The organism is Paenibacillus sp. EKM212P (genome assembly GCF_011066115.1).
GTDB lineage: Bacteria > Bacillota > Bacilli > Paenibacillales > Paenibacillaceae > Paenibacillus > Paenibacillus polymyxa_B.
In genome coordinates, this window is record NZ_JAAMNR010000006.1 from 312,364 (window position 1) to 325,004 (window position 12,641).

A 12,641-nucleotide genomic window follows, 5' to 3' on the forward strand; every position below is an offset into this window, starting at 1 on the left:
ATGGGGTGCACGATGCAGCAGTATTATTTTGACGATCAAGGACGTTTTGTGATTGAGAATTATGCGCAGGCCAAGCCCTTTTCCAGTTTTCTACCCGGTATTGCTGGTGTTCAGGGAATTCCTCTGTGGGCGTATTATGTTAATCGTGGACAAGGAATTGCAAGCTTTGGTGTGGAGGATAAGAATGGAGCAATCATGGAGTTTTTTCCGGCCAACCGCAGCTATAGTCTCGTGCCGATACATGGCTTTCGAACGTTTTTAAAGGTGAAGATGCAGGGGGAGTGGAGCTATGTGGAGCCATTTTCGGCTGTGCATCCTGTGGAGCGTGAACAGCAAAAAATGCTGATATCCCGCCATATGCTGGAAATACACAGCTCTAATCCAGACACAGGGCTTGAGGTGCGTGTGCAATATTTCACACTTCCTCATGAAAGTTACGCTGCTTTGGTGCGCAAGGTGGAGATTGTCAATCATTCCGCTCAAGAGCTTGAACTGGAGGTGCTGGACGGCATGCCTGCCGTGCTGCCCTTCGGTATTGATAATGCGGCATACAAGGAGCTTGGACATACACTGAAAAGCTGGATGGATGTGTATAATCTTAACAATAGCATTCCTTACTATAAGGTACGTGGAAGTACAGCGGATACAAGTGAGATTCATCAAATTGAAGCGGGACATTTTATGTACAGCTTTGTGGAGAGGAGGGCAAGACCAGGCTATTGAGTCCAATTGTCGATCCGTCCGTAATATTTGGTGAAAATACGGCACTGACCTTCCCGGATCGCTTTATCCAAACACGCGTCGAAGACTTGGTTTCACAGCAGCCTGTGACGACGAATAAAGTGCCTTGTGGGTTTAGCGGCTACACAGCACGACTGGCGGCAGGTACTGCCGTCAATCACTGTACGATCATCGGGCATGTGAATGATATTCACTCTATCAATGAACGGATTACGGAAATCGCAACCATGCCTTATATCGAGCGGAAGGCGGAGGAAGCCAAAGCGTTGATCGAAGAGTTGACGGATGAAATGGCAACGCGGACATCCATTCCGTTATTTGACGAATACTGCCGTCAGAACTATCTGGATAACCTGTTACGTGGTGGTTATCCATTGCTGCTGGACAACGGCACGGAGCAACCATTTGTATATCATGTATTTTCACGCAAGCATGGGGATCTGGAACGGGACTATAATTTCTTTAAGCTCCAGGCGGGATATTATTCTCAAGGAAATGGTAATTTTCGCGATGCAAACCAGAACCGGAGAAATGATGTGTGGTTTAACCCCGGCATAGGAGATTTCAATATCCGTTTGTTTATGAGCCTGATTCAGCCGGACGGCTATAATCCGCTTGTTGTAAAGGGGTGTAGCTTTCAAATACGAGAGCTGGAACCTTTGCTGGGACAGGTGGAGGTGGCAGATCATTCGTCTTTGCGTGCTTTTTTTCAATCGTCGTTCACCCCGGGTGAGCTAATTCAACATATCATTCATGACAACATCGCGCTAAAGCAAACGGTTGAGACGTTTGTAACCGAAGCTCTCAAGCATTCCGAACAATGCTATGAGGCTGATTTTGGTGAAGGTTTCTGGATCGACCATTGGACATATAACATGGATTTAATCGAAAGTTATCTAAGTATCTATCCAGACAAACAAGAGGAACTCTTGCTCGCGACCCGAAAGTACATGTATTACGACAGTCCGGCATGGGTACAGCCACGTCGAAACAAATACGTGCAGATGAAGGACGGACGTATCCGTCAGTACGGGGCGGTCGTAGAGAGCAAGGAGAAAGAAGCTCAACTGCACGCCCGGGATCGCGATGCTCATTGGGTTCGAACCGAACATGGAAGCGGAGAGATTTATAAGTCAAATTTATATGAAAAGCTGCTGTCATTAGCAGCCATCAAGCTGTCCACGCTGGACCCAGAGGGCTTGGGAATTGAGATGGAGGCGGGCAAGCCGGGATGGAATGATTCCATGAACGGACTTCCGGGGCTGTTTGCTTCTGGATTCAGTGAACTGTGTGAATTACAGCGACTTGTAAGATTTTTAATACATGCACAGGTGAAGCTTTCGGGCGATTCTGTGCTACGGTTGCCGCGAGAAGTTGCTAAGTTGATCCAACAGCTGAGGCTCGCAATGGAGGAATACTACCATGATTCGGATGAGGCTGATTGCAGGGATGAAAGCAAGGATTACAGCTTCTGGTCACGAATTTCGGATGCTAGAGAAGCGTACCGCGAATCGATTCGTTTTGGATTTGAAGGAACAGAAACACCACTAGCGTTTGAAAATGTACTGGTGTTTTTGCGCCAAGCTGAACGTAAACTCCAACAGGGGATGGATAAGGCTCTGCTTATCGGTGAGGGGATATACCCAACCTTCTTTTATTATGAAGCCAGAGAATTCGAGGTACAGGAGGATGACTGCGGGGGCAAGCTCGTAAACATACATTCCTTCGAACGTAGGGATACACCATATTTTCTAGAGGGACCGACCCGGGCTATGAAAGTGGTTGGCGACATTGTAAATGGGCAGGAGCTATATCGGCAAATCAGGCAGAGCGGGCTTTACGACAGGAAGCTGGGTATGTATAAGGTGAATGAAAGTCTGGCGGGGCAGCCATTTGAACTCGGTCGTTCCAGAGCTTTTACGCCGGGTTGGCTGGAAAATGAATCTATATTTATGCATATGGAATATAAATATTTACTTGAGTGTTTAAGGGCGGGTCTATACACTGAGTTTTTTTCAGACATTAAAAAAGCGTTTCCGCCTTTTATGGACCCAGAGGTCTACGGGAGAAGCACGCTGGAGAACAGCTCCTTTATTGCTAGTATTGCTAATCCTGATGCAAGTTTGCATGGAACGGGATATATTGCGAGGCTGAGCGGATCTACGGCAGAATTTATTCATATGTGGTTATGGATGATGACGGGCGGGCAGCCGTTTGGGTATGATCATAGGGGACTATCCTTGGGACTGGAGCCTAAGCTGCCAGGCTGGCTGTTCACAGCTACAGGTGAGCTATCTTTCTGTTTTCTCGGAAGCTGCCAGGTGACTTATTTTAATACGGATCGTAAGGATACTTATGCACCGGAATGCAGAGTGACCCAATATGTACTGCATTACGTCAGTGGCGAAAAGAAGACGATATGCCAGGCTGTATTAGATCAAAAAGAAGCGCAAGATGTGAGAGATCGGTTGATTTCTCGTATCGAGGTATATTTGGGGACATAGCTCCATTAATTAAAGCCGTCATGCTGCCATAACAGAGCATAACGGCTTTTTAAGATTTCATAAATCCTTGTGTCAGGGCAGGGGGGACTATGCTGAAATATCTTGTAAATCCAATATCACAGGGCAGTGGTCACTGCCTGTAATATGACAATCAATGCTCGCATCCATCAAAAGCGGACGAAGTCTCTCCGAGACGAGGAAGTAATCAATCCGCCAGCCGATATTCCGTTCTCTCACCTTCGGCATGTAGGACCACCAGGAATAAACATCCGTCCGGTCAGGATAAAAGGATCTGAAAGTATCTATAAATCCGGCGTCTAGCAGCTGTGACATGCGTTCCCGTTCCTCAGGCGTGAATCCGGCATTTCCGTAGTTAGCTTTGGCATTTTTGAGGTCGATCTCCTGATGAGCTACGTTCAAGTCTCCACAAACGATGACAGGCTTCAAAGCATCCAGTTGTTGCAGGTAGCTGCGAAAACGGTCTTCCCATTCCAGTCTGTAGGGTAGTCGGGATAAGTCCCGTTTGGTATTCGGTGTGTACACATTGACGAGATAAAATTTTTCGAATTCCAGAGTAATGGTTCGGCCCTCTGGTTCTTCGTTTTCCTCAAGTCCATAATGCACAGAGAGCGGCTTGATTTTGGTGAAAATAGCCGTGCCGGAATATCCTTTTTTCTCAGCGTAATTCCAGTATTGTGTGTATTCCTCCATGTTCTCCATGAGGATTTGACCTTCTTGAAGCTTCGTTTCCTGTACGCAAAAAATATCGGCATTTGTTTCTTTTAGATAAGTATAAAACCCTTTGGTCACACAGGCCCTTAAGCCGTTTACATTCCAAGATATTAATTTCATTTGATTAATCTCCTTGCTAATTCACGCGGTAAGCGATGTGATTTGTATATCCTTTGTTGACATAAGCTTATAAATGTCTTCTATCTGGACTTCATAGGTTTTTCATTAAAATGGTCCTGAAATGGTGCAACATGATAGATGATAGCAATTTCTGCCCTTTTTTGAAAGAGTAGAGACTTGAAACCAGCGCCTAAAGTAGTGATGGGCAGACTAATCTTTCTACATTATTTATAATGAAAAAAAGCTCCCTTATGGAAGCTTTTTTTGGTGTGATTTATCAAGAGAGATACTCTCCCTATGGTCGGCTGCGAAGTATAGGCTAACGATACCGTTGACCCGACGTTCCCCCGTGGTTTATCTCATGACAACAAAAAAAGCCTCCATTATGGAGGCTTCTTGTTATGACGTCCCAGGAGGGATTCGAACCCCCGACCGACGGCTTAGAAGGCCGTTGCTCTATCCAGCTGAGCTACTGGGACATAAAATTCAAGCGAATATTAATATATCATATGGATAAAAGAAATTCAAGTCTTATTTTGCATATATCGCTTGTTTAGGCTTTATACAGCATAAATTCTGAGTAGGCGTAGTTTTTTTTGCCTTATAAAAGGGTATGTTAGAATACAGGTGAATATGTGTAAGACGAGTGGTTGGACTTCGGCTACTGTTTCTCATATAATCTACAAATACTTGAGCTTGCGAAGGAGAGGGGGTGCCTTGAATAAAGGACTCCAAGGTGACGACAAAAGAAAATAATATTGTATTGTTTCCGAAGACACTGGACTATTATCAAATTCAACTTACTGTGATGCTTGAAAACGAACGTTACGGAGAGGCGATGGCGATGCTGCGTTTTTTAATGCAGTGTCAGGGACAGGAGCAGAAGCAATACGATGAATGGAACGCTCTATTACAATGGCTGGAGGCTGCATTTCCACAGTACGCTGACAGCGGGGCGGTAACGGACGCTGTGGAAGAAGAGGTCAGTGAAGTAGAGTTAGCTCGCCGTCATGCACGCTTTAAGCAGGAGCAGGATGCAGGCTACGGCAACAAGCTGTTGCGGATGGCTATGGATGAACCCTTATCCGAACAGACGATTTTAGCGTTGGAGCAGTTGTCCTATCTGGAACTGCCAGAAATCGACGATGCCTTGCTTCGCTGGATTACGGAACGGGAAATCCATCCCTTACTTCAATTCCGTGTTCTACAGACAATGCGACGACGCGGAATGGAAGGGACGATAGAAATCAGACGGGGTGATGAACAAGCGGAAATCGACATTGAAACGGTTCCGTTACAGCCAGGTGATTTTCCAGAGTCTATTATGCGTATTTTGGAACGGGTGGCCGATCAAACTGAGGTGCACGAGCCTACACTATTCTATTTTGCACAGGAGTTGTGGTCACAGTTTGTGATGGCAGTATACGGTACAAAAGATTATAGATCAATGTTGGTGGAAGAGGACGGAATGCCGGATATTTGGGCTGCAGCACTCCATCAGACAGTTTCGGAAAGTTTGAACGGAAATAATAATGAGGAAGAAACCCGTGCTATATATGGCATTACAGATGCGCTGCGCTTCCGTTTTGAGCAGGCGTATCGGTCGATGCGACTATTCGTAGTGGCGGGAATGAACACTCCTTAATGACCGGAAACGTTTACCTGTGAAGCATTCAAAGGGCTGCTCTTGAAAAAGACAGTAATGTTAGATATACTATAGTGGTTATTTTGTGTACGTTGATTGTAATGAAAACTAAGTGAAGATTTTGTTGGAGGGGAAAGCATAAAATGAAAGCAACTTGGGAGAAAATAGAGAAGAACCTTGGGGTTCTTGAAGTTGAGGTTGACGCGGATCGTGTAGCCGCTGCACTCGACAAAGCTTTTAATAAAGTGGCAAAACAAGTAAGTGTACCAGGATTCCGTAAAGGTAAAGTACCACGTCCTATCTTTGAAAAACGCTATGGTATTGAAAGTCTGTACCAGGATGCAATTGACATCCTGTTGCCAGAAGCTTACAGCCAAGCTGTAGAGCAAACAGACATCTTCCCGGTTGACAGCCCTGACGTTGAAATTGACCAATTTGCTAAAGGCGAATCTTTCAAATTCAAAGCAAAGGTTACTGTTAAACCTGAAGTGACTTTGGGCGATTACAAAGGCGTAGAAGTGCCTGTAAGCAAACTCGAAGTAAGCGACGAAGAACTGGCTCAAGAACTGGAGCGCCTGCAACAACGTCATGCTGAATTGGTTGTCGTTGATGAAGATGCTGCTCAATCCGGTGATACAGCTATTATTGACTTCGATGGTTCCGTGGATGGTGTACCATTCGAAGGCGGACAAGCTGAGAAGTATTCTTTGGAACTGGGCTCTAACACATTTATCCCTGGCTTTGAAGAGCAAGTGGTTGGTTTGCACACTGGCGATTCCAAGGACGTTGAAGTAACGTTCCCTGAGAACTACCATTCTGCTGACCTCGCTGGCAAACAAGCGGTATTCAAAGTGAAAGTTCACGAACTGAAACGCAAAGTTCTTCCTGAACTGGACGATGAATTCGCTAAAGATGTAAGCGAATTTGACACACTGGCTGAATTCAAGGAAGACTTGAAAAAGCAATTGTTGGATCGTAAGGAAAACGAAGCTAAAGCAGCCCGCGAGGGTGCTGTAGTGGAGAAAGTTGCTGAGAATGCAACAATCGACATTCCTGAAGCAATGGTGAAGAGCGAAGTGCAAAACATGGTTCGCGATTTCGACAACCGTTTGCGTAGCCAAGGTATGAACCTTGAAATGTTCCTCGGATTCTCTGGTCAAAGCAAGGAAGACCTGGAAGAGCAAATGAAAGCTGATGCTGAGAAGCGCGTACGTAACAACCTCGTGCTGGAGCAAGTGGCTAAAGCAGAAAACATCGAAGTTTCCGAAGCGGAAATTGATGAAGAACTGAAAAACATGGCTGAAGCTTACAAACGTTCAGTTGAGGAAATCCGCAGCATTCTGGAAGGTAACGGCTCGTTCGCTAACCTGAAAGAAGAAATTTCACTGCGCAAAACGATTGCTTTGTTGGTGGAAAACAGCAAAGAAGTAGAAGCGCCAGTTGAAGCTGCTGAATAATTCAGACGATAAAATATACGGAGTATGCTGTAACAAGCTGCAACGTAGCAATTAGATAGGGATAAGGCACGTAGTGAAAGTTACGTGCCTTATTTTTACCTTTGGTAACCCAAATTTTAGTCGTTTATGGAAAGTGCTGTGAGTCGTGTTTTTTGTTTTACATAAGTCACTACCGTATATTTGCACATACATACGAAACATGGTTAAATATGAGAAGGTCTCGGCAGAGTGTACTTTAAACAGCCTGCACTGCATATATGAGCGCATGCAAATATGACACGAGACTCTGAACATGTTAAAATATTTTGTAAGGTGTTCACGTTTCATGCTTGCTGCTTCCGTTTTAATGGGACATAAGGAAGCGGATGAATACAGGTGTTCATTTTAATAAAGAAAAGAGGTTGGTCGTGATGAGTCTCGTCCCTATGGTTGTGGAACAAACGAATCGAGGAGAACGATCTTACGATATTTACTCGCGGTTGCTTAAGGATCGTATTATTTTCCTAAGTGGCCCGATTGATGACGATGTCGCCAATCTCGTCATTGCACAGTTATTGTTCCTTTCTGCGGAAGATCCAGAGAAGGATATTAATTTGTACATTAACTCGCCAGGCGGTTCTGTAACTGCGGGCATGGGTATATATGATACAATGCAATTCATTAAGCCGGACGTATCGACGATCTGTGTAGGCATGGCTGCAAGTATGGGTTCGTTGCTTCTCACAGCGGGTGCGCCAGGCAAGAGATACGCGCTTACCAACAGTGAAGTCATGATCCATCAGCCGCTCGGTGGCATTCAAGGGCAAGCCTCCGATATGCTGATTCATGCGGACTGGATTATCAAAACACGTGCTAAGCTGAATCAAATCTATGTAGAGCGTACGGGTCAGCCCCTCGAAAAAATCGAACGTGATACTGACCGGGATTTCTTCATGGAAGCGGAAGAGGCAAAAGCATACGGTATCATTGACCAGGTGCTGTCTAAACCGATTAATCTGTAAAGGGGTGGCTCTATGTTTAAATTTAATGATGAAAAAGGACAATTGAAATGTTCTTTCTGCGGTAAATCTCAGGATCAGGTTCGCAAGCTTGTTGCTGGACCGGGCGTATATATATGTGACGAATGCATTGAGTTGTGCACGGAGATTGTAGAAGAGGAATTGGGTCATGAAGAAGAAGTAGATCTGAAAGACATTCCGAAACCAATGCAAATCCGTGACATTCTGGACCAATATGTCATTGGTCAGGATCAAGCGAAAAAATCGTTGTCTGTAGCGGTATATAATCACTACAAACGTATTAATACTCAAAACAAAATTGATGATGTAGAACTGCAAAAAAGTAACATTTTGATGCTTGGACCTACAGGTTCGGGTAAAACGTTGCTTGCGCAAACCATGGCTAAAATTTTGAACGTTCCTTTTGCTATCGCAGATGCCACTTCCCTTACGGAAGCAGGTTATGTGGGTGAAGACGTTGAAAATATTTTGTTGAAACTGATTCAAGCTGCCGATTATGATGTGGAAAAAGCCGAACGCGGCATTATCTACATTGACGAAATTGATAAAGTAGCCCGCAAATCCGAAAACCCGTCCATTACGCGTGACGTATCGGGTGAAGGTGTGCAGCAGGCGTTGCTTAAGATTTTGGAAGGCACAGTTGCTTCTGTACCTCCGCAAGGCGGTCGCAAGCATCCACATCAAGAGTTCATTCAAATTGACACCACGAATATCCTGTTCATTTGCGGTGGTGCCTTTGATGGTCTGGAGCAAATGATCAAACGCCGTATCGGTAAAAAGGTTATCGGCTTCAACGCTACTAGCGAACAAAAAGATCTGAAACCAGGCGAATATACTTCAATGGTATTGCCTGAGGATCTTTTGAAATTCGGCCTGATTCCGGAATTTGTAGGACGCTTGCCAGTAATTTCTACGCTGGAGCCGCTTGATGAGAACACATTGGTTCGTATTCTGTCCGAACCGAAAAATGCGTTAACCAAGCAATACCAGAAGCTGCTTGAACTGGATAATGTGCAACTGGAGTTTAAGCAAGATGCTCTGGAAGCCATTGCTCGAGAAGCGATCAAGCGTAACACGGGTGCCCGTGGTCTTCGCGCGATCATCGAAGGTATTATGCTGGACGTAATGTATGAGGTTCCTTCCCGTGAGGATGTGACTACTTGCGTCATCAATGAGCAGGTTGTAAAAGACAAAATCGCACCGGAACTCGGTGGTACAGATAAGGATAAAAAACAAGAAGAGAGCGCCTAAGGATTGATACTTCGCGATCTCTAAAACATGAGAAGCCGGATCTCCACTTCACTAAACCTGTATGAGGTTTTAAGGGGTGGAGGTTTGGTGTTAATGGGAGAGAAAAGTACATGTTCTTAAGACAAGACACACGTCCCGTTAAAGTCGGGAATCTGACGATTGGCGGCAGCAATGAAGTCATCATCCAAAGTATGTGTACAACCAAAACAGCAGATGTAGAAGCAACTGTAGCCGAGATTCTTCGCTTGGAAGAAGCTGGATGTCAACTAGTGCGGGTTACCGTCAACAATGAGGAAGCTGCCGCAGCCATTAAGGAAATAAAAAAACGGATTCATATTCCGTTGGTTGCAGATATTCACTTTAATCACAAGCTGGCTCTACTGGCAATTGAAAATGGAATTGATAAGGTTCGCATTAATCCAGGTAACATTGGACGACGTGAAAAAGTGGAAGCTGTCGTGAAGGCATGTAAGGAAAAAGGGATTCCGATTCGGATTGGTGTGAACGCCGGGTCACTGGAACAGCATTTACTGGATAAGTATGGCTACCCTACGCCAGAAGCGATGGTAGAAAGTGCACTGTATCATATCGGGATACTGGAAGAACTTGATTTCCATGACATTATCGTGTCACTGAAGGCGTCTGATGTTCCTATGGCGATTGCAGCTTATACGAAGGCCGCTGAAATTATTAAGTACCCGCTCCATCTGGGTATTACCGAAGCGGGTACGCTCTTTACTGGTACGGTTAAAAGCGCGGCAGGTATGGGCGCTTTGCTGGCCTCAGGCATCGGCTCTACAATGCGTATTTCGCTCAGTGCCGATCCGGTGGAAGAAGTGAAGGTAGCACGTGAGTTGCTCAAGACATTTGGATTGATCACAAACGCAGCTACACTGATTTCTTGTCCGACTTGTGGACGTCTGGATATAGATCTGTTCTCTATTGCCAACGAGGTGGAGGACTACATTGCAAAACTCAAGGTACCGATTAAAGTATCAGTACTGGGTTGTGCAGTAAATGGCCCGGGTGAAGCGAAGGAAGCTGATATCGGAATTGCTGGGGCACGCGGTGAAGGCCTTTTGTTCCGTTATGGAAAAATGATTCGCAAAGTACCAGAGGCTGATATGGTGGACGAATTGAAAAAAGAAATTGATATCATCGTCAAGGCATATGAGGAAACAGGGAAAATCCCTGGACGTGAAGAACGTCATACCGCCGAGAAGGTGTAGGCAAAGCAGTTATATAAAGAGGCATAGTCATAATCTATTGTCATCATTTAAACGCCGTGGAGAGCAGCTCTGCTACAGAACTGTTCTCCACGGCGTTTTTGTATTTCTCTCTGATCTTTTGAAAGACCGCCGTTTAGCTATCGCGGAAAAGGAAATACTGTTTTTCATAGAGCGGCATTTTTCAAATTGCTGAGATGAGAAACGGAGGAAATACGATGGACTTGACTATGATTTTGTTATTGGTGCAAATGTTTTTCGGGATTGTTATTGGTCTGTATTTCTGGAACCTCCTGCGGAGCCAGAAAACGAACCGTAGTGCGGTGGATCGGGAATCCCGCAAGGAATTGGATAAGCTGCGCAAATTGCGTTCTATTTCACTTACTAAGCCATTGGCTGAACGCACACGTCCTGCCACATTACAGGATATCGTGGGTCAGAAGGACGGACTGCGCGCACTCAAGGCAGCGTTATGTAGTGCGAATCCGCAGCATGTCATTATTTATGGCCCGCCGGGTGTAGGGAAGACGGCTGCTGCACGCGTGGTGCTGGAAGAGGCTAAGAAGAATCTGTCCTCCCCGTTCAAGGGAGATGCCAAATTCACGGAGATTGATGCTACGACGGCCCGCTTTGACGAGCGCGGTATTGCGGACCCGCTGATAGGTTCAGTGCATGATCCAATCTATCAAGGGGCAGGAGCGATGGGGGTGGCGGGAATCCCGCAGCCTAAGCCCGGAGCTGTGACGAAGGCGCATGGGGGAATGCTGTTCATTGATGAGATTGGTGAGCTGCATCCAACGCAGATGAATAAACTGTTGAAAGTACTGGAGGATCGCAAGGTATTTTTGGAGAGTGCGTATTACAACTCGGAAGATTCGAACACTCCTGCTTATATCCACGATATTTTCCAAAACGGTTTGCCAGCCGATTTTCGTTTGGTAGGTGCGACGACCCGTTCGCCGCATGAACTGCCACCTGCGATTCGCTCCCGGTGCATGGAGATTTATTTCCGTGCCTTGCAGCCACAAGAGATTGCTCGTATTGCAGAGGATGCTGTCCACAAGCTAGGCTTTGGCCCTTGCCCTGAGGCGGTAGAAGTTGTACAGCGTTACGCAACGAACGGTCGGGAAGCGGTCAATATGATCCAGCTGGCTGCTGGTTTGGCACTTACCGAGAAAAGGGAGCGTCTCAATGCTTCCGACGTGGAATGGGTAGCGGGCAGCAGTCAAATTCAACCACGTCCTGACCGAAAAATACCGGGCTTGCCGCAAATCGGATTCGTTAACGGATTAGCTGTATATGGCCCGAACATGGGGATGCTGCTGGAAATTGAAGTTACAGCAGTTCCGGTTCCTGAGGGAAAGGGAATTTATAATATTACGGGGGTCGTGGATGAGGAAGAAATTGGAGGTGGGTCCCGCACGCTGCGCCGTAAGAGCATGGCTAAAGGTTCTGTGGAAAATGTTCTAACCGTTTTGCGTACGCTCGGATTGTCTCCATCGAATTACGATTTGCATATCAATTTCCCTGGGGGTACGCCAGTAGATGGCCCGTCCGCAGGAATTGCGATGGCAACAGCCATTGCTTCCGCGATGCGGGGAATTCCGGTGGATCATGAAATTGCTATGACTGGCGAAGTTAGCATCCATGGTCGTGTCAAACCGATTGGTGGTGTATTAGCCAAGGTTGAAGCCGCTTTTCAGGCTGGAGCCAAAAAGGTGATCATTCCGCAGGACAACTGGCAAGCTCTTTTTGACAGCATTGAGGGTTTAAAAGTCATCCCCGTACAGTCGGTTACCGAGGTGTTCCGACATGTGTTTGGGGAAGAAATGACGTCAGATTTGCCTGTGCATGCGCCAATTGAGACTTTTCGCCCATCCCAATCTTCCTTGTTACAGGCTGATGGAACGCATAACGGGACGATATCAGATACAGGATCTTGCTGA

Annotated in this window: 9 protein-coding genes and 1 tRNA gene; 8 read left to right on the plus strand and 2 right to left on the minus strand. The window is 45.9% G+C overall.

Annotated elements, in window-relative coordinates; all coding sequences use genetic code 11:
• The gene (locus G9G54_RS25810; protein WP_238808242.1) at window positions 1-723 is read left to right on the plus strand and encodes a hypothetical protein; all 723 of its coding nucleotides are present in this window, start codon (window positions 1-3) and stop codon (window positions 721-723) included.
• On the plus strand, window positions 720-3,245 hold the full coding sequence (locus G9G54_RS19080; RefSeq protein ID WP_238808244.1) for a cellobiose phosphorylase: 2,526 nt from the start codon (window positions 720-722) through the stop codon (window positions 3,243-3,245). Before G9G54_RS25810 ends, G9G54_RS19080 begins: the two co-directional genes overlap by 4 nt.
• Before the next feature lie 87 nt (window positions 3,246-3,332).
• Here the strand turns inward: G9G54_RS19080 and G9G54_RS19085 are convergent, their stop codons facing one another.
• Together G9G54_RS19085 and G9G54_RS19090 are read right to left on the minus strand one after the other, a co-directional pair.
• Entirely contained in the window at window positions 3,333-4,097 is a 765-nt protein-coding gene (locus G9G54_RS19085; protein WP_165179222.1) for an exodeoxyribonuclease III, read from the minus strand.
• A gap of 405 nt (window positions 4,098-4,502) precedes the next feature.
• Window positions 4,503-4,576 (minus strand) — tRNA-Arg (locus G9G54_RS19090).
• 257 nt (window positions 4,577-4,833) lie between these two features.
• On the opposite strand from G9G54_RS19090, the gene G9G54_RS19095 reads away from it, so the two are divergent.
• The 6 genes from G9G54_RS19095 to lonB all read left to right on the plus strand — a co-directional run bounded on the left by G9G54_RS19095 (window position 4,834) and on the right by lonB (window position 12,641).
• Entirely contained in the window at window positions 4,834-5,742 is a 909-nt protein-coding gene (locus G9G54_RS19095) for a hypothetical protein (RefSeq protein WP_185156316.1), read from the plus strand.
• A 143-nt stretch (window positions 5,743-5,885) separates the two neighbouring features.
• The gene (tig, locus tag G9G54_RS19100) at window positions 5,886-7,199 is read left to right on the plus strand and encodes a trigger factor (protein ID WP_028541569.1); all 1,314 of its coding nucleotides are present in this window, start codon (window positions 5,886-5,888) and stop codon (window positions 7,197-7,199) included.
• A 410-nt stretch (window positions 7,200-7,609) separates the two neighbouring features.
• Window positions 7,610-8,200, plus strand: coding sequence for an ATP-dependent Clp endopeptidase proteolytic subunit ClpP (gene clpP / locus G9G54_RS19105; protein WP_016324659.1), 591 nt, complete (start codon window positions 7,610-7,612; stop codon window positions 8,198-8,200).
• Between the two features lie 12 nt (window positions 8,201-8,212).
• The gene (clpX, locus tag G9G54_RS19110) at window positions 8,213-9,469 is read left to right on the plus strand and encodes an ATP-dependent protease ATP-binding subunit ClpX (RefSeq protein ID WP_013311623.1); all 1,257 of its coding nucleotides are present in this window, start codon (window positions 8,213-8,215) and stop codon (window positions 9,467-9,469) included.
• A gap of 110 nt (window positions 9,470-9,579) precedes the next feature.
• On the plus strand, window positions 9,580-10,698 hold the full coding sequence (gene ispG / locus G9G54_RS19115; protein WP_025718670.1) for a flavodoxin-dependent (E)-4-hydroxy-3-methylbut-2-enyl-diphosphate synthase: 1,119 nt from the start codon (window positions 9,580-9,582) through the stop codon (window positions 10,696-10,698).
• 215 nt (window positions 10,699-10,913) lie between these two features.
• Complete coding sequence (gene lonB / locus G9G54_RS19120; protein ID WP_103050155.1) at window positions 10,914-12,641, plus strand: ATP-dependent protease LonB; 1,728 nt, start codon at window positions 10,914-10,916, stop codon at window positions 12,639-12,641.

Coding starts and splice junctions, on each gene's coding strand:
- G9G54_RS25810 (WP_238808242.1), top strand. CDS start 1: ATGGGGTGCACGATGCAGCAGTATTATTTTGACGATCAAGGACGTTTT.
- G9G54_RS19085 (WP_165179222.1), bottom strand. CDS start 4,097: ATGAAATTAATATCTTGGAATGTAAACGGCTTAAGGGCCTGTGTGACC.
- tig (WP_028541569.1), top strand. CDS start 5,886: ATGAAAGCAACTTGGGAGAAAATAGAGAAGAACCTTGGGGTTCTTGAA.
- clpP (WP_016324659.1), top strand. CDS start 7,610: ATGAGTCTCGTCCCTATGGTTGTGGAACAAACGAATCGAGGAGAACGA.
- clpX (WP_013311623.1), top strand. CDS start 8,213: ATGTTTAAATTTAATGATGAAAAAGGACAATTGAAATGTTCTTTCTGC.
- ispG (WP_025718670.1), top strand. CDS start 9,580: ATGTTCTTAAGACAAGACACACGTCCCGTTAAAGTCGGGAATCTGACG.
- lonB (WP_103050155.1), top strand. CDS start 10,914: ATGGACTTGACTATGATTTTGTTATTGGTGCAAATGTTTTTCGGGATT.